We start from the raw sequence: 17486 nt of genomic DNA, 5'->3' as shown, positions 1-17486 counted from the left end.
CCGACGGTCCCCTGAACTTCCAAATCGGCTGATCTTGGGCGTGGCGAGGCCGGCGGCACGGCAGACGAAGGCGACCGCGGAACGGCAACGGGGCCAGGTGCGATGTGCACCTGGCCCCGTTGATGATCCACATGGACGATACTGGGATTGAACCAGTGACCCCTACCGTGTCAAGGTAGTGCTCTCCCGCTGAGCTAATCGTCCGAGGCGGAGACGGGAATCGAACCCGTGTACAGGGCTTTGCAGGCCCTTGCCTAAGCCACTCGGCCACTCCGCCAGGAGCATGAGTCCACAGTGGTTGCCCACCGGAGACTCACAGAGCGGATGACGAGACTCGAACTCGCGACCCTCACCTTGGCAAGGTGATGCGCTACCAACTGCGCTACATCCGCGTACATCACTGACTTCGTGATGTTGAAACAAACCTTATACGAGGGGTTCAAGCGGGTTTCACCGGGGGTACCCGCACCGCGTTCACGGGCCCCCTACCTCGGATGATTCAGCTCAGGTCGTTCGAGATGAGGTGCGTGAGCGCCTCGTCGACGTTGACCCACAGGTGCTCGTTGCCCGGCACGACGACGTCGTAGGTCCGGTCGAGGAAGTCGGCGAGTTCCTGCGCGGACGCCTCGAACATGGCGTGCCCGGACGGCGAGCTCAGCTCGATCACGACGACCTCGGGGTCGTCGGCGGCGGGCCGGATCCGGACGTCGCCGTCGCCGGCGTCGGCGATGAGGCCGTCGGCGAGCAGGTCGCGGGCGAACACCCACTCGACCCAACCGGCACGGCCGGTGCGGAACGCGGCCACGACCGCGTACGGGTCCTTCGTGTCGTATCGCAGCTCCACCTGGACCGGAACCGCAGGGGTCCTCGGCGCCAGCAGGTCGAAGACCGCTGTCGAGCGGAGCGTCACGTGGTCGTTGCGCATCGTCGTTACCCTCTTCTCCCTTCCCGGTCCATGAAACGACCGAGCACCTCAGTTGTGACGTGCATGTGGCGAGGAACGCTCGCGATTCGAACGCAGATCACCCCATCGGGTCAGCTTCGCTGCGCAGGGCGACCGTCTGCACGCGCTGCGTGTCCTCCTCGCTCTTAGTCCGCGTACAGCGACCCCCATCTTGCTGGGTCTAACCTGAACCCGGTACCGACTGTTGCGCGAATGTGCGCGAATGTTGTACGTGAGGACATCTCTGGTGGCTGACTCGCCCGGCCCGCCCGTTGCGCCATGCGACGGCCGGCCGACCGATTTCGAGCTCGTGCAAAGGCTCGCACAGGGCGATCGGCCAGCGTTCGGTGCGCTGTACGACAGGTACGGCACACCAGCATATTCGCTGGCCAGACGCATCTGCGTAGACCCGGAACTGGCCGAGGACGTCGTCCAGGAGGCTTTCCTCGCGCTCTGGCGGCACCCTGCCAGGTTCGACCCCACGCGCGGAAGTTTCGGCACCTGGTTGATGACTTTGGTGCACCACCGCGCGGTGGACGCCGTACGCAAGGAAAACACACAGCGCCGCCGGACTGTTCCCCTCACCGACGACGTCTCACCACCCGCGGAGGGCTCAGACCACCAGGCGCTGGTGAGCGTGGTGAGCGCCGAGGTCAGGGCGGCACTGCGGACGTTGCCGGAAGAGCAGCGCCAAGTCATCGCACTGGCCTACCTGGGCGGCTACACCCAGTGCGAGGTGGCGAAGCTGACAGGCGTGCCGCTGGGAACTGTGAAGTCGCGCACGTTCGCGGCGATCAGACGCCTGAGAGGCACGTTGGGGAACTTGTGGGCCGGCGAGACCGGCGAGACGACAGGAGCAAAGACGACAGGAGCAAACCGGTGAACGGCGAGTTGTGCCCTCACGAGGAGCTCGCCGTCGGCTGGGCGATGCACTCCTTGGAGCCGGACGAGGAAGCGGTGGTCCGCGACCACCTGCCGAACTGCCCCGCCTGCCAGCGCACCGTGCGGTCGACGCAGGAGGTCCTCGCGGGCATCGGCGGCTCGGTCCGCCAGGAACAGCCACCACCCCGCCTGCGCGCGAGGCTGATGGAACAGATCGAGCACATCCCGCAGGAAGTGCCCACCCCGCACCGCCCGCGCCACGCGGCCCCGACCCCGCTGCGCCCGCAACACCGCCGCCGCACCGGCCGCACGCTGCTGGCCGCCGCAGCGGCCCTGGCCGTCCTGGCCGGCGGCGGCTACCTGGGCATCCGCGTGAACCAGCTGTCGAACGAGGTGACGGCGTCCCAGGCCCGCACGAACGAGCTGAACAAGGCCCTGACCCTGGCCGCCGACCCGACCACGGCCAGGGCGATCCTGCGCACGGGCTCCGGCGACAAGGTGGCCATCGTGCTCTCGAGCCCGACCTCCGGCGCCGTGATGCCGCTGAACCTCAAGCCGAACGACTCGGGCCACGTTTACGTGGTTTGGGGTGCAAGTACGAAACCGCCGGTACCGTTGGCAACGTTCGACGTGCGCACGGGCTCGACCGACCCGCAACTGCTGACCTGGTCCCCCGACGCGCACAAACACACGACGTTCGCAGTATCGCTGGAACCGGGCCGCCAGCCTCCGACAACGCCCTCGGAGGTGCTGGCAGGCGGCCAGGTTGCACCAGCCTGAGTCCCAACAGGATGATCGACACATGACGAAGCCCGACGTGAAGCCCGACGAACACAAGGGCTGGCGCCACTGGTTCCACCGCAACCCGGCGCTGAACCTGGCCTACCGCATCGGCGTGGGCGTGATCGGCGGCCTGGTGCTGATCGCGGGCATCATCATGATCCCGTACCCCGGCCCGGGCTGGCTGGTGGTCTTCGCGGGCCTGGCGATCCTCGCGACGGAGTTCGAGTGGGCGGGCCGCGTCCTCAAGTTCGCCAAGCGCTACTACGACCGCTGGGTCGAGTGGCTGAAGCGCCAACCGTCCTGGGTCCGCGGCCTGGTGATGGCCGGCGTCTGCGCCATCGTGCTGGCCACCTGCTACCTCCTCAACGTGTTCGCGCTGGTCGGCGGCTGGTTCGGCGCCGAGTGGAGCTGGTTGCAGAGCCCGATTTTTGGTTCTCGTTGATGATGTTGTAAGCTATGGCCACACCGCGAGAGCGGGACAGCAAGACAACAGAACACGGGCGTTTAGCTCAGCGGGAGAGCGCTTCGTTCACACCGAAGAGGTCACTGGTTCGATCCCAGTATCGCCCACAGTGTGTTTTACCTAGTCAGACGGCCTGTCGATGATTCCATCGGCGGGCCGTTTGCGTTGCGTTGGGAGCAAATTGGGAGCACGGGCTCCTGAACACATTTGCGATACCTAAACGTTCACACCGCTTCGTCCAGTCCTTCCATGATCCAGCTCCACCCGCCGTCCTCCTCCCAGCGGCGCTGCAGCCGCTCCAACATCCTGCTGATCATGACGTCAGTCACATGCGAGTAGTCGTCGTCGACGTCCTTGCGCTTGTGCCCCAGCCGTTCGAGCCGCAGCACGCGCGGCACGCCGTCCTCGACGAGCCAAGTCTCGTGGGTGTGCCGTAGATCGTGGAAGTGCATCTCCTGATTGAGCGGAGCCCACCCGAGTGCCTCGCTGCCGGCCAGCGCGGGCAACCACACGCGCTGCCTGAAGTTGGACCGCCGACGCAACGCACCCCGGACTCCGGGAAACACGAACCTGGAGTCCGGGTTGCGCTTGCGGTGCGCGAGCAGCTCCTCGACGAGGAACGGCGGCAGATGCACTTCGCGGGCACTGGCTGGAGTCTTTGGTGGGCCCAGCACCAGCTTCTGTCCACGAACCTCGTGCAGCGCACCGAACTTCGGGTCGACCACGAGCCTCGGGTTCTCGTCCAGGTAGGTCCTGATCCACTGCAGCCCGGCCAGCTCCCCCCATCGCATGCCGGTGTAGGCAGCGGTGATCGTCAGCAGCCCGTCGTCGGGCCGCATCCTGCCCGCCAACGCATCCACCTCGTCGGTGCTGGCATGTGGGCGTTCGGGCGCGTCCTCGAAGTTGATCCGCAACTTCCGGCACGGGTTCGAGCCGATCAGCTGCTCGTCAACAGCTTCAGCAAGGATCTGCGAGAAGAGCACGAGGATGTCCTTCGCGCTCTTGTCCGCGAGGTTCTTGCGGAGTGTATTGTTCACCCAGCCCTTCACCTTGATCCGCGCAATGTCGCCGAGCGCTGTGCCGGACCAGCGGGGCAGGATGTGGTTGCGGATGTGCGAGCTGTAGGTTGACCACGTCATCTCGGTGACGCCGTGCGCGTCCGACCATGCCCGGATCCACTCGTCGATCGTGGTCTTCGCCAGCCGCGGGTCGGCAAACTGCTGCCGCCGCTGGTCAGACTCCACGTCCGCAGCACGTTCGTTCGCTGCAGCTTCTGTTTGGAAGCCCTTTTCCGAGAAGACGGTTCCGTCATCGAGTCGATAGCGGACACGCCAATCGCAACCATGCTTTTCAACCCAAGCCATTGCTTTTCCCTTTCGAAGGCCTGACCGAATGTGCCAAATCAGCACGGTCAGATGAACGCTCGTTTTAAGGAAAAGAGCAACCTAAATGTGTTCATCAGGCGGGCGACGTCTTGACTTGCTTGGAAGACGAGGACGAGCAGACTGCCTTCCGGCCACCCGGCCGCTGGTGGACGAGCTGTGGCGAGAACGTGCCGTGGCACCTTCAGGCTGTGCAGCGGCCGCAACGACTCCCTCAAGATCTTGCCGTGAGAAGCGCAGGTGCTTACCAAGAAATGTGCACGGCACTGACCTTCGGGCAGCGCGTCGCCGCAGCCAGGACTCCCGTATCTGCAACAGCTCGGCAGCTTGGGCGGGGGTATACAAGATCTGCGCAGAATCGGCCGCTGCATGGCCCGCTACCGGATGAGATCCGGTGCCTGCACCATACCTATCGCAGACCGACTCATCCACTGGCTGTGGCGGTTCTGAAGATTGGCCTCGAACGCGTGCGGTTGAATCACAGGCAGACGAAAAGACCACTGGAGGCGGTTCCAGCGCTTGATCGCCAGCTTGGCGGCGTTGGCGGTGTCGAGTCACGGGTGCCCCCTTCAAGCCGGGCACGCCCTGCTGAGGCGAAGGCGCGGATGACACCCCTGAACTCCGACCTGCAGAGCTCGAGGGGACAACCTCGAAGGAACTTTTTGTCGAGCTGCCGGTAGGTGGCCACTCGTGAACGCTCGGCTGCGGGATGCCAGAGGTTGAAGCAGCTGTGCACGATGTCCGGCGCGCCCGGCGCTACCCGTTTTTGTCGGTGGTGATTGTTACCGTTTTCGGATGGCACCGTGGCCGTCCATCAGTCGGGAAGACCTCCTGGCCGCTGCAAGCGCGCCGGGCTTCGACACCGATCTACCGCTCCTCGTACGCCGTCTCATCGCGGAAACCGGACGCGACATCACCAGGCTCCACCTGCCTGGCGGTTCAGGTACGTCTGCAGGCGGGTTCGACGGCATCGTCGTCGCTGGCAGCCGAACCACCTTCGTGCCCGAAGGCATGTCGGTCTGGGAGCTGTCGGTTGAACAAGCTGCTCAGACGAAGGCAGACAGCGACTACAGCAAGCGCCTCGCCGGACCGGACGGAGAAGACCCCAGCGACATCACCTACATCCAGGTCGGGCTGAGGCCCTGGACGAAGGCTTCGCGTTGGGCTAACGATCGCCGTGCCGAAGGACGTTGGCGGGATATCCTGGCCTACAACGTCGATGATCTTCACACCTGGTTGGAAGCAGCGCCTGCAACGACTGCGTGGCTGGCCGAACGCCTCGGAAAGTCCGTTCCAGGTGTCCATGACGCACAACTCTGGTGGGACAGCGTCTGGTTGCCGTCGACGACGGTGCCGCTCGATGCGCCAGTTGTTCTGGCTGGGCGGGAGACCGCTGCGGCTGACCTTCTGAGCGCCATCAAGTCCGAGCAGACGATCATCACTGTCGGAGGTGGAGTTCGAGGCGATGAACTTCGAGCGTTCGTCGCCGCCGCGCTGCAGACCGTGCCGGCATCGGATCAGGTCGCTGCCAGAACTCTGTTCGTCTCTTCGCGAGACGCTCTGCTCCAGCTGCTCGACCGACCTGAACCTCTTGTGCTCGTCGTCGGAGACGCGGAGCTGGTGTCGAACATCCCCCTCTCCCACAAGCACCGGCTGGTCGTACCGGCTGTGGTTGGTGCGAAGGCCAAGGTCGAGGTTCCCCGCATCGATGGCGAGATCGTTGCTCAACTGCTGCTCGACAACGACTTCGACCACGAACGTGCCTATGCGCTCGGTACGCTTGCACGCCGTAGCGTCCCCGCCTTGCGGCGCGCTCTAGCCAGATATCCCGACACGTTGGTGCCGAGTTGGGCACGATCACCCTCATTGATCCTCCGTCGTCAGCTTCTTCTTGGCAGCTGGGACGGCCAACACTCGGCGGACCGCAGTGCGGTCGAGCAGTTCATCGGCTTGTCCTACGCCGAGTTCCAGGATGCGAGCCGCCCTGCTGCCAGCGGCACCGATGACCCATTTCTCGGTGCCCTGCACGAGCAGTGGCATGTAGTCGCACCGGACGACTCCTGGGATCTGATAGCTCCCCATCTCACCGCCGCGGATCTCGACCAGTTCGAGACCATCGCACTGCAGGTGCTCAGCGAGGTCCAGCCACAACGTGATCAGTTCGGGTTCGTAAACGCCAACGACCTCTCGAGCCGGTACTCAGCGTCCCTCCGCCGTGGCATCGCTCGAACGCTCGCGATGCTCGGTGCCAGCGGCGAGCTCGTCACGCTCGCTGGCGGTGCGACCGGATCCGACGTCGCACGACGAGTGCTCAGCAGGTTGTTTGCCTTGGCCAACGAGGACAGCACGTACGGCCTGTGGGGATCGCTCAGCGACCTGCTGTCAAACCTCGCAGAAGCTGCACCTGCGGAGTTCATTCAGGCGATGCGCCCCGGATTGCAGGGAGAGGTGCCTCTGCACAGCGCGATGTTCGCCGACCGGCCACCTACGAGAATCGGCTTCCCTTCTCAGTCCCCACACCTGGGGTTCATCCGCGCTCTGGAAGTACTCGCTTGGTCGCCCGATCACTTCGATGACGCCGTCGACATCCTGGCCAAGCTCGCGGCTATCGATCCGGGCGGCTCCTGGTCCAACCGACCGGCCCGCAGCCTCGAGGAGATCTTCAGCTGCTGGCACCCTGAGACCAGCGCCGAGTCCGCGCACCGGCTCAAGGCCCTCAAGCGACTACTACGAAACACTCTTGACCCCATCCGGGCGCTTCTGGTCACGCTGATTCCCAACTCGCACGGCTTCCAGTCGCCGCACAGCACGCCTAAGTACCGCGACTGGAAGCGAGAGCAGCTGATCACCAGGCAGCAGTTTCGGGAGAACGTCGCTGGAGTTGTCGATCTACTGCTGGACGACTGCGGTGACGACCCCGCGCGACTTTTGCCGCTCATCGACAAGCTCGACCGCATCTCGCCGACGCACAGGGCCGCCGTCGCAACGAAGCTCACCGCCGTCAGCGATGTCGCGGACGACGAGGTTCGCGCTCAACTGGCCGATGCCCTGCGGTTCAAGATCGGGCAGCACCGCGGGTTCAGCGGCTCCGACTGGGCTCTGCCAGAGGGAGAGCTGCAAACGCTCGACCAAGTGCTGGCTAGCCTGGAGCCGCAGGCGCCAGTTCTGCGCTTGGCTTGGCTGTTCAAGAGCGCCCACATCGTGATGCCAGATCAGAAACGACCGTCCGACCTCGCCGCGTTCGGAGAAGAAACGCGGAGACGGCGCGCCTCTGCGATGGGCGAGATCCTCGAGTCCGGTGGACTGGCCGCCGTCGACGCTCTTGCCGGAACTACCGACTACCCGTACTTGATCGGCAGAGCTCTCGCCGACCAGGCGAGTGGCTTCGACTCGGAGATGCTCACCCGGCTCGCCGAACCGGACTCTCCCAATCGGCAGGTCGCTGTTGCGTATCTGCAAACTCGATTGTTCGCCGGTGGCGTCTCGCTGCGCGACGAACTCCTTGCTGAGACCAACGAGCCATCGGTACAGGCGATCATCCTCAATGCCGCGTCTGACCCTCCCTCAGCATGGAAGGCACTGGAGGACCTGCCGGCAGCTGCTGAGCACTACTGGGCGAACTTCAACCACTACGACGTTGACAACTCTCCCGAACACATCATCACCGCGCTCCACGGCTTGCTCACCGCCCGCCGGCTTGTCGCCGCGCTACAGCTGGTGTCTCACCATGCCGAAGAAATCGACGCCGCGGAGATCGCCGAACTCACCGTGCGAGTCCTGGTCAGCCTGCTCGAACAGTCCGCGATTCCGCCCGAGTTCCAACAGTTGTCGAACTATGACTTCCACCGGATCTTCGAGTTCCTGGCCAGGCATCGAGAGTTCATCGGAGCCCAGCAGCTGGCGAACCTCGAGTGGCAGCTCTTCCCTCTGCTCGACGCCGGGGGCGGTGCCCCCACTCTGCACGCAACGCTCAGCGAGGAGCCTTCGTTCTTCGTAGAACTCATCTGCCGCGTCTACCGGAGGGAGGACGAGGAACCGGACGGTTCACAGGCACTGTCCGAGGAAAGGCGGCGTATCGCAGCTCGCGCATACGAAGTTCTCTACGCATGGCGCCGCTGTCCAGGCATCGGTTCTGCCGGGACTGTCGAGATTGAGCTGCTTCGAACCTGGGTGAACGGAGCCCGTGACCGGTTGAGCGAGGCGGCCCGATTGGAGTCGGGAGACAGCCACATCGGTCAGATACTGGCCTACGCGCCGCCGGACCAGGACGGCCTGTTCCCTCCACGCGCGGTTCGCGACCTGCTTGAAGAGCTTCAGAGCGACGCGATCGATCGCGGTCTCGAAATGGGCATCTTCAACAAACGCGGCTTCACCTCCAGGGGAGCGACCGAGGGCGGGACACAGGAACGGGATCTGGCGCAGCGGTACCGAGGACTTGCTGCTGAGTCCGCGGACTGGCCACGAACGCGTGGAGTTCTCCGCAGCCTTGCGGAGTCCTACGAGCACTACGCGCGCCAGGTGGACGAGAGAGCGGAACGGCTTCGGCGCGGCCTCCCTGACTGATCGCCGAGATGCGCGCCTCGACGATGTTCTGAGTTGCCGACAGCGAGGCATTTGATTATTTATGTCAGGCAGTTAGTAGTCCTCGTCCTCGACATCGTAGTCCTCGACCCTCGCCCTGGTGCCAACGCCAGTGTTCTCGACCCCCGGGACTGCGGACGCCTGGCGTGTAAGCGCGATCAGCGCAACACCACGTTCATCGCGAAGTTCTGAGTTGTTGTCAGCAATGATGAGCTGGCCGCGTCCCTGCAGCGCGTAGGCGAGCGTCTTGAACCGCTCGTAGATCTTGTGCCCGAGCTCGACATCCTCCTGCTCGACGCTGCCGATGCCTTTGCGTGGCGAGTCGAGGATCAGCAGATTCGGCAACTGGACGCCGGGTACCTGAAGTGCGTAGTTCAGCAGCGCCAACGAGAAGGCGACGTTGATCGCTGTCGTACTGCCGCCACCACTTGCTTGGAGTGTCTCCAAGCTTGTTCCGCCGATCATTGGCAGGTAGGTCTTCTCGTCGATCGCTGGCTCGCCGTTGACCCGTACGCCAATGTGGGCGACCTCGAGAGCGAAGAGGCGCGAGATCTCAGCCAACTCGGAGCGCCGCGCCTTGAGCTCTTGCTCCCATCGTTTAATGTCAGCGTTCAGTTCGCGCTTCGTGTCGCGGAAGCGGTTGGTCTCCTTCTCGAACTCCTCCATGCGACGCCAGGTGGCGATTCGCTGATCGATGGCGAGCAGCTCTCGACGCAAGCCCTCGACATTGGTGCTGGCTGCAGCGACGGCCTGCACCCGAGGAGATACGGCTTCTCGGGTGAGTTCGTCGTAACGACGTTGCGCCGCAGCGGCAAGCATGTCAGCTTCCGCGGCACGCAGTTCAGCTGTTCGCACCGCATCCTGCTCAACCCGCAGGAGCTGTTCCATTTCTTCGACGCGTGTGGCGAAGCGCATCCGCGAGCTGTCTTCCACTGCAGCGACCGCTGGTGGTTCGGGTTGCAAACAGAGCAGGCAATCTCCACTGTGGACAGCGCGATGCGCAAGCCCTTGAAGGCAGCGCGGACAAGTCACGAACTCGAAGGGCCCCAGCAAGTTCGTGGCCGCTGCTGCTTTGTCGAGACGGGCAAGATCTAGACGGCTCTGAGCAAGCGCAGCTTCACGTGCCCGCACAACCTCGTGTGCCGAGACCACTGCTTCTCTCGTGGAGGAAGCCAGGTTCAGCGTTTGCAGTAGCTCTTCGCGTGCGTCTCGGTCCTGGCGCACCAGGGCATCCACGTCGGCACGCAACTCCTGCAGCGCTCGCTCGGCATGGCGGAGCACTTCTTGTTTGTCCCATCGCAGAGCCCGGAGCTCGTCGAAGGAGCTTTGCTTCTCGCCCTCGACAAAGGTCCGAATCGCCCTGAGCTGGGTCTCTCGTTCGGAGATCGTCGAGGTCAGCTTGTCGCGCTGTTCGCGCAAGTCGAACACCTCGGGATCGATCATCCCGAAGAGAAGTTCGAACACCGTCTTGCGCTTGGAGTCCCTTCCCGAGTCCAGGTGCCCGGTGGCGGAGCTGTCGATCGTCTTTGCCTGCAGGTAGCAGTAGCCGAATACATCTCCGAAGCCAACGGTGGTGAACTCGCCCTTGGCGCCTTTCCGCCGGCTCTTCGGAACCCGGTATGCATCGATGCCGAGTGCGGCGAGCAGGTGCCGTGAAACCGTCTCCTCGCCAGGACGCGGCTTCACCGTCAGGTGCTGTTCGGGAATGTCCGAACCGTGCTCCAGGAGCTGGACTCGGCTGCGGTCCCCTGCGACGTTGCGGCGTAGTCGAAGATGCTGTGGCTCGTCCCCGAAGTCAACTTCCAGCGTGACGAACCGAACGTGCTCCTGCACCGCGGGTGTCAACACCGCATTGCCGCCGAGTGCGTACTTGATCAGCATGAGCAGAGTGGACTTGCCGGTGGCAACAGGACCGCTGATGACCGTGAGGTCGTGAGCGAAACGATACGTCCGCTCGTCGTCGGCCGTGGTGACCGTCAGGGCAATCAACCGAAGTTTCGTCGCCATGTCAGATCTCCGCCCCGTGCGGAAGTGCGGCGACTTCGTCCAGGTGCTCGTAGATCATGTTCTTCAACTGTTCACCGCTGAGGTTCAGGTGTTCTCGCAAGACTGGAATCCTCGCAGCAGTACGTTGCCATTCCGGAAGCTCAGCGATCTGCGACGCAACCCGCCTGCCGAGTTCAGTGACCCGCACCGCGAAGCTGCGCCCACCGGTGAACACCAGCATGCCGCGACCGACCAAGGCACCGAGCATTGGGTAGTAGCGGTCGTCCCATGGCCCGTATCGGTATCGGATCATCCGACTTTCGACGGCGAGCAGCTCGTCACGAGCCGGCTCAGCGCCTTCTGTCCATCCGGCATCGACAGGGAACAAACGCGTTGCCATAGCGGGATAACGGAGCAGGAAGTCCAGCTTCACCAGCCTGGTGAGGCCGATGAACGGCTCCTCCCCGTCGGTAAAACCCGCCAGCAACAGCAAGATCCTTGCCTGGTGATAGTCAGATTCGGTCAGCAGACGCCGCTGCAGACGAGCAGCGCGACCGCGTTCCGACGCTTGGGCCGCCGTCACGACGATGCCCCGAAGTCCTTGAAGTTAAACAGACATTGGTCGCTCAACTCGTAGGCGAGCCCACGCAGATGTGCGTCGTGCAAGGCGAGAGTCGGCTCGTCACGCAAACCCTTGACCTGCAGACGTTCATGAAGCGCTGCTATCAGCCGAGAGCCAAAGTGAGGCGTGCCGGTGAGCTCCAGCCTCAAGGATCGGACGACGTGGAGGACCTCCTCCTCCAACTCGTATTCAAGCTCCAGGTCTTGGGGGAACCCGGTGCTGAGCCGCTGCCACGAGTCGTGCCATAGGTTGCGCATGCGCTGGGCGTACTTGCGGTCGTCGTCACCCACACCCGCGTCCAGCAGCTTCGCATCCAGCTTCTGGCCACCTGGGGCTTGCGGCGGCCGACGACTGGCAGGCAGAACCGACGGTGTCTCAACTCGGGCCGCGAGCAGACACTCCCGGACTGCTGCGGGTGTGATCGTCCGTCGCCTAACCCGTTCGTCGATCTTGTTCGGCAGGCTCAGCGCATCAGGTTCTACAAGGTGCCGGAGTGGTTCGAGAGGTTGGTGATCGTTATCGCTGCTGGCGTTGTAAACAGCGTGCAATAGGTTCTCGTAGCAATCAGGCCCAGTTCTCGTGTCGCGCTCCATGCTCTTCAGCACAGGCTCCACATAGGACCGGATGACGTAATCACGGATGTAGCTCTTGTGTGGGAAGTTCTGGATCCTCAGTACGGCGAGGAACGCCTTCACAGCCTCCAACATCCCAGCAGGCAGGCCGTCCCCACTCACCCACTTCTTTGTCGCCGGTATGCCCGCAGCCGGTATGTTGGCATACTTTCCCTTAGTCGCAGCTTTGATGATTCCCCAGGCGACAGCGCTGCAGATCCGGTCGTCCGACACGGGTAAGTCCAGCTGGATAGCGTCGCCACAGAGCTTTTCCAAAGAGCGCGCCGAGATCGGCGACTTGCTGGTCGAGAAGCCGGCGTTCGTACACAGTCTCGCTCGCGCTGTGCGCCCCAGTCCATTCCAAGTGTCGAACAGCCGAGCTAGACCACCTTCGTCGAACAATGTGGCGAACGTCCACGACCCCTCGTCCAGGTGCTTGACCGAGACGATCTCCCAGGCTCCTCCGTCTGTCTCCATCAGGAAGTCGGCGTGCCACTCACACACGATCCGCACGCCGCCCGCCTGGGCCAGGGACAAACAGTGCGCGGCAGCAACCTGATATTGGAACCTGTAACGAACCTGTGTCTCAGGCCCCGCATCTTCAGCAGGCGCGACACAGTCCGGAGAGGACGGCGCAGGCGGCACCTCGGTGTCCGACATCCAGCCACCCCCAACGAGCTGCGCCAACGTCCATCCGTTCTACCTCGCTTTCCATCAGATCGTGCTCCACCAGTCGGGTGTTAACGATCAGGCCCAGTGTCTGCTGCGTTACGCCCATTAGGGGCCCACATAGGCCAGGACCGCACACATCTGTCGAACACGTGCGCGAACGGCGATTCGCTCAGGTGCACACACGCCACGGTCAAGTTGCACTCAGCCTGACAGCTGCTCTGCCGCTTCGCCGCTGTCCACCGAGCTACTCGGACACCGGCACACGAGACTTCGAGCCTCAGGAATCGAGCGTGTTGCGTGCGCACGATCACGCACCCGGCTATGCCTGTGGCGCGAGCAAAGGCGCGAGCAATCGTGGCAGCCCGATGGGATGACTCAAGAGATCAAACCGACCATCGGCAACGTTCTGCCTCAGCCACCGCACCATGTCCCGCGTAAAGATCAGCATGAGCGTGGTGGTCGCAATGTCGACTGGCCGATTCTTGTCGCGGATCGCCGAGACCAACCAAGAGCGACCGAGCCCCCACGATGTCCACAGCCACTCCTCTACCGCAGCACCGGGCGTTCCTACCTCAAGCTCATGTTCGACGCGCTCGCACAAGTCGATTGCCCAGGCAGACAGCTGCATGGCCAGATGCCAGGCACTCAGCAGCTCGTCGAGCGGAGTCCCGGCTGCCAAGCCATGAAGGTGATCAAGAAAGTCTCCCTCCGGGAGAAAACCCAGGCCGCCTTCCTCATTCGACACTACGGATCCGTCACTCAGCCTCAGGGTTGGTGTGTTGAACTCAAGCAGTCCAAGCATCGGTGCCGCCGTTCCCTTCGGCAGCAGGGATCGACCGATCGCAGCCATTGCTCCAAGGTCGATCGAGTCAGCGCCTTCCCGCAGGGCGTGGGCAGCGATACTGCCCACTTCAGCAGACGTGAGAACTCCTGTACCGAATCCCGAGTCCAGTGCCGCCAGGGTTAGGTCAGCGGTGTTGACAATCGCACCAATGGCTCTATCGATCCGCCGGATCCGCCCTGGGACGAGTGTCGATGAGGCCACAGCTCGCCTTGGGTTCGTCCCTTCATGAGCGGTAGCGAACCTTCCAACAGTGGCGTTCACGTTGCCGATGACCGCGGCGAACGCCTTCCTGACGGTGAGCTCAGGCACAGCCAAGCCTTCGCTGAATGCGGCCAACGCGAGATCAGTAGGCCTGCGACCGGGTCTTGCGTGCCGGGCAAGCCAGATGACCAGATCTGCAGCGCCTGGCGCGGGCTCGGAGGTGCTCCCTTTCCCTCGCCCGAGACTTCGTTTGAGGTTTCGCGGCACCAACCCTTGTTCACGCCAGCGCTCGATCTGCCTCGTCGAGATGTCAGCGCCGGCCTGCGCGGCCCACGTCGCCAGCTGCACATCTGCGCAACTCGCCTTGGTCCGTGGCATGAGATCACCGTAGCCACTTGGAACCCCCCGAACTTCGACGAACCGCCGAACTGTGACGGTGGCGCACTTGGCCTGTTCGTCCAGCGATTCAGGGCGATCAACCAGGAGGAGCACCTTGACGACGTCCAGCGATCATCACCGGGCTGCTCAAACACCCTCATCCAGGAAGGTGATCGTGCCGAGCATCGAGATGATCACGTCGGTGGTCGCGATCGGCCTGGCAGTCCGGCCGACGCTCGACCTGATGATTGCCCTCCGCGGCACAAGACCCGGCGAGCGTGCAAAGATCATCGCGGCTCTCCGCAGCGGTGGCCTTCACAGGCGCCTTCGAAGAGGCGCAGACGATGAAGCACAGCCATTGAGCGACGAATAGATCAGCTACCCGCTCGGTCAGTCAGCGCCGCACGCGCTCACTCGAACATATGTTCGATCTAGATGATAGGTTCTCGCGTCATGGATCGACAGCCTCTCAAACCGTCCCAAATGGACGGCAAGCTGACGTACAGGTACGACTCGGCCGGCCGACAGGTGGCTCTCTTGCCGGCGAGATGCAAGCTTGGCCGGCACACGCTTGGGCACTCCCAGTTCCATGCGGTCGTACACGACGGAGAGGCTCGCATCAGTTGCCTGGCATGCGCCACCGACGGTGCTGATCACTTCTGGCGGTTGTCGGCCACGGCACCCGCTCCCGATCGAGCCGAGCTGTCCGAAGAGCTCTACTTCGAACTCGCCCTCCGCCAGTCACGAACGGCACCGACTTCGGGTGGCGACCAGCGTGCTTAGCAGTCCATTCACCGTCTGGGAGGGTGACGAGTTATGTCGAAGTCGGCATAAATCGTCTTATGCAGACTCTTCGGTTATGCCGGTCGGTCGCTAAACCGTTGTGGCAGAACGGTTTTCGTTGGGCACGGTCGGCATAATCACAGGTTTGTCGCCAATCTCTGAGAGGTGGCCTTCAGCCAGCTCTTGAAAGTTGACTCATCCGATCATCCTGCGCGGGTCTACTGCGGCGCGCAGCCGCGCAGGATGGATGCGATCAGGTCGTCCAAGCCGTACTCGGCCGCCTCGGGCGGCAGCATGCCGCTCACCGTCAGGCCGGTGTAGCCGTGCAGCGCCGCGAAGACCGGCAAGGCAATTCGTTCGAGTGGCCCCTCGCGCACTTCGCCCCGGCGCTGCCCGTCGCCGATCAGCTCCAGGAGTTGATCGGACCACCGGTGGACGGTCGCCCCGAGTGCCTGCGACGCCTCCGGACTGTGCTTGACCGAGAACATCAGGTCGAGCAGTGCGGCGTTGTCCACGGCGAAGCCCACGTAGGCGCGGGCCGCGGCATCCAGCCGGTTGGCGAACGCCACACCAGCGCCTTCCTGCGAGGCTGCGATGGCCTCGGCGAGCCGTTCGAACCCGGTCAGCGCCAGGGCGTCCAGCAGCGCCTGCTTGGACTTGAAGTGGCGACTCGGCGCGGCGGGGCTCACCCCGATCTCGCGGGCCAGTTCACGCAGGGACAACGCGGACGCCCCCTTCTCGCGCAGTGTCTTCTCGGCCCGGTCGAGCAGTGCGGCGGGGAGATCTCCGTGGTGGTAGGGGCGGTCCGTCATGCTCCCAGCCTAGCCGAGTGTGAGCGACGCCTACATTGTTAACGTTGCCTACATTGTGATCAGTGTCTACATTGGGGGCATGGCAACGAACACGCATTCCCAGCCCTGGAACACCACCGACATCCCCGACCAGACCGGCCGCACTGCCGTCGTGACCGGCGCCAACAGCGGCCTCGGACTCGCCACCGCCACGGCACTGGCCACCGCGGGCGCCCACGTTGTCCTCGCCGTGCGGGACACCGAGCGCGGTGAAGCCGCAGCCGCGACGGTGAACGGCAGCGTGGAGGTCCGTCGGCTCGACCTGGCCGACCTTGCCTCCGTGCGCGAGTTCGCCGCCGGCTGGCACGGTGACCTGGACGTGCTCATTAACAACGCCGGCGTCATGAACGTCCCCGAGGGCCGCACCAAGGACGGTTTCGAGACGCAGTTCGGCACCAACTACCTGGGCCACTTCGCCCTGACCAACCTGTTGCTGCCGCACATCACAGACCGCGTGGTGTCCCTGTCGTCCACCGCGCACAAGTCCCCGGGCAGCCCCCGCATCCACTTCGACAACCTCGACCTGACCGGCGAGTACGACCCGATGACCGCCTACAGCCAGTCCAAGCTGGCGATGCTGCTGTTCACCCTGGAACTCCAGCGACGGCTCACCGCAGCCGGCTCACCCGTCCGCGCGCTGGCCGCCCACCCCGGCTGGGCCGCCACCAACCTCCAGGGCAACGACGCCAGCACCCTGCGACGCCTCTTCTTCCGCCTCGGCAACAAGCTCATCGCCCAGGACGGCCAGGCCGGCGCACTCAACTCCTTGTACGCGGCCGTCCAGGACCTTCCCGGCGCGAGTTACGTAGGCCCCGACGGCATGTTCGAGATGCGCGGCGCCCCCGCTCTGGCCGGCCGTTCGGCAACGGCCAGCGACCCGGCCACCGCCCGCCGTCTGTGGACCATCTCCGAAGAGCTGACCGGCGTCACCTTCCCGCAGCTGACCGCGGCAGTTCGATCCTGAAGCCGTGGCCGCCCATCGAGCAGGCGACCTGTGACGGGGCAGGTAGCCACACTCGGTGTCTCCGCTGACAAAGAAACGGGCCGAGATCCGGCCGGAGTACGTCGGCATCGACCCCGTCGACCGGGTGGCCTACGAACCCGGCCAGATCCCCCAGTCCCACCTGTGGTTTCCAGAGACAAGGGTCCAGGTCGCACCCGGCGGCAGCGGGTCCTGCCGGTCCTGGTCGCCAACGAGAACCGTGCGGGCCGCGGCTGATCAACCCACTGGGGGTCCATTTCCCGGACTTCCAGTGGGCAGAATTCAGGAACCGTTGACAAGGCAACGACCGAACCACGCCGGCAGCCGGGCAACGAGCTTCGCCAGTGCCAGCAGCGCTCGCATGATCAGGAAACCGAGCAACATGTGGAACAGCAGCTGCCGGTTGGTCCACCGCGTGCCGTCCGAGCGACGTCGCAACTCGTCGTCGCCAGCACCGTCGATCAGCGTGCGAAATGTCGCCCTCGCACGCTCGAAGTCGTCGTGAACGGACTGCTTGTCCAC

At 64.0% G+C, this 17486-nt stretch carries 15 protein-coding genes, 4 tRNA genes and 1 pseudogene; 8 read left to right on the top strand and 12 right to left on the bottom strand.

The features are described from left to right. Positions 1-132: 132 nt before the first annotated feature. From IEZ09_RS17575 to IEZ09_RS17560, 4 genes are all read right to left on the bottom strand, one after another. Positions 133-204: transfer RNA gene (locus tag IEZ09_RS17575), tRNA-Val, on the bottom strand. A 1-nt stretch (position 205) separates the two neighbouring features. Next, positions 206-277 (bottom strand) — tRNA-Cys (locus tag IEZ09_RS17570). 42 nt (positions 278-319) lie between these two features. Further along, positions 320-392: transfer RNA gene (locus tag IEZ09_RS17565), tRNA-Gly, on the bottom strand. Positions 393-499: 107 nt separating this feature from the next. Further along, the gene (locus IEZ09_RS17560) at positions 500-925 is read right to left on the bottom strand and encodes an SsgA family sporulation/cell division regulator (RefSeq protein WP_030466274.1); all 426 of its coding nucleotides are present in this window, start codon (positions 923-925) and stop codon (positions 500-502) included. Between the two features lie 265 nt (positions 926-1190). Here IEZ09_RS17560 and IEZ09_RS17555 point away from each other — a divergent pair, with 265 nt between their 5' ends. The 4 genes from IEZ09_RS17555 to IEZ09_RS17540 all read left to right on the top strand — a co-directional run bounded on the left by IEZ09_RS17555 (position 1191) and on the right by IEZ09_RS17540 (position 3178). After that, positions 1191-1826 carry an RNA polymerase sigma factor gene (locus tag IEZ09_RS17555; protein WP_229812656.1) on the top strand — a complete coding sequence of 212 codons (636 nt, stop codon included), beginning with the start codon at positions 1191-1193 and terminating at the stop codon, positions 1824-1826. Then, positions 1823-2605 carry an anti-sigma factor gene (locus IEZ09_RS17550; protein ID WP_189254784.1) on the top strand — a complete coding sequence of 261 codons (783 nt, stop codon included), beginning with the start codon at positions 1823-1825 and terminating at the stop codon, positions 2603-2605. Before IEZ09_RS17555 ends, IEZ09_RS17550 begins: the two co-directional genes overlap by 4 nt. A gap of 22 nt (positions 2606-2627) precedes the next feature. Next, positions 2628-3050: a TIGR02611 family protein gene (locus IEZ09_RS17545; protein WP_189254783.1), complete on the top strand. Its 423-nt coding sequence runs from the start codon at positions 2628-2630 to the stop codon at positions 3048-3050. Positions 3051-3106: 56 nt separating this feature from the next. Further along, positions 3107-3178: transfer RNA gene (locus IEZ09_RS17540), tRNA-Val, on the top strand. A 117-nt stretch (positions 3179-3295) separates the two neighbouring features. Here IEZ09_RS17540 and IEZ09_RS17535 read toward each other — a convergent pair. After that, positions 3296-4480: a tyrosine-type recombinase/integrase gene (locus IEZ09_RS17535; RefSeq protein WP_189254782.1), complete on the bottom strand. Its 1185-nt coding sequence runs from the start codon at positions 4478-4480 to the stop codon at positions 3296-3298. Between the two features lie 36 nt (positions 4481-4516). Continuing rightward, a complete protein-coding gene (locus tag IEZ09_RS47885) occupies positions 4517-4885 on the bottom strand; it encodes a helix-turn-helix domain-containing protein (protein ID WP_189254781.1) in 369 nt (122 codons plus the stop codon). A gap of 363 nt (positions 4886-5248) precedes the next feature. On the opposite strand from IEZ09_RS47885, the gene IEZ09_RS17525 reads away from it, so the two are divergent. Next, on the top strand, positions 5249-9016 hold the full coding sequence (locus tag IEZ09_RS17525) for a hypothetical protein (RefSeq protein WP_189254780.1): 3768 nt from the start codon (positions 5249-5251) through the stop codon (positions 9014-9016). A 72-nt stretch (positions 9017-9088) separates the two neighbouring features. On the opposite strand, the gene IEZ09_RS17520 is transcribed toward IEZ09_RS17525, so the two are convergent. The 4 genes from IEZ09_RS17520 to IEZ09_RS17505 all read right to left on the bottom strand — a co-directional run bounded on the left by IEZ09_RS17520 (position 9089) and on the right by IEZ09_RS17505 (position 14348). Then, positions 9089-11041 (bottom strand): AAA family ATPase, encoded by a 1953-nt coding sequence (locus IEZ09_RS17520; protein ID WP_189254779.1) that lies wholly within the window; start codon positions 11039-11041, stop codon positions 9089-9091. A gap of 1 nt (position 11042) precedes the next feature. After that, positions 11043-11603 (bottom strand): hypothetical protein, encoded by a 561-nt coding sequence (locus IEZ09_RS46490; protein ID WP_229812655.1) that lies wholly within the window; start codon positions 11601-11603, stop codon positions 11043-11045. Continuing rightward, positions 11600-12913: a dsDNA nuclease domain-containing protein gene (locus tag IEZ09_RS17510; protein WP_189254778.1), complete on the bottom strand. Its 1314-nt coding sequence runs from the start codon at positions 12911-12913 to the stop codon at positions 11600-11602. The genes IEZ09_RS46490 and IEZ09_RS17510 overlap by 4 nt, the downstream gene beginning before the upstream one ends. Positions 12914-13244: 331 nt before the next feature. Beyond that, on the bottom strand, positions 13245-14348 hold the full coding sequence (locus IEZ09_RS17505) for a hypothetical protein (RefSeq protein ID WP_189254777.1): 1104 nt from the start codon (positions 14346-14348) through the stop codon (positions 13245-13247). Positions 14349-14463: 115 nt separating this feature from the next. Between IEZ09_RS17505 and IEZ09_RS17500 the strand changes: the two genes are divergently transcribed. Next, positions 14464-14721, top strand: coding sequence for a hypothetical protein (locus tag IEZ09_RS17500; RefSeq protein ID WP_189254776.1), 258 nt, complete (start codon positions 14464-14466; stop codon positions 14719-14721). 628 nt (positions 14722-15349) lie between these two features. On the opposite strand, the gene IEZ09_RS17495 is transcribed toward IEZ09_RS17500, so the two are convergent. Then, a complete protein-coding gene (locus IEZ09_RS17495) occupies positions 15350-15943 on the bottom strand; it encodes a TetR/AcrR family transcriptional regulator (RefSeq protein ID WP_189254775.1) in 594 nt (197 codons plus the stop codon). Between the two features lie 79 nt (positions 15944-16022). On the opposite strand from IEZ09_RS17495, the gene IEZ09_RS17490 reads away from it, so the two are divergent. After that, positions 16023-16946: an oxidoreductase gene (locus tag IEZ09_RS17490; protein ID WP_189254774.1), complete on the top strand. Its 924-nt coding sequence runs from the start codon at positions 16023-16025 to the stop codon at positions 16944-16946. Between the two features lie 46 nt (positions 16947-16992). Beyond that, positions 16993-17171: pseudogene (locus tag IEZ09_RS46485) on the top strand (IS21 family transposase); the annotation flags it as partial. Between the two features lie 75 nt (positions 17172-17246). Here the strand turns inward: IEZ09_RS46485 and IEZ09_RS17485 are convergent. Then, positions 17247-17486, bottom strand: a complete 240-nt coding sequence (locus IEZ09_RS17485) for a DinB family protein (RefSeq protein ID WP_189254773.1) — start codon at positions 17484-17486, stop codon at positions 17247-17249.

Source organism: Lentzea flava (genome assembly GCF_014648475.1).
In the GTDB taxonomy this organism is placed as follows: Bacteria; Actinomycetota; Actinomycetes; order Mycobacteriales; family Pseudonocardiaceae; genus Lentzea; species Lentzea flava.
Note: the sequence above shows the minus strand (reverse complement) of the source record. Positions and strands in the feature narration are given on the sequence as shown.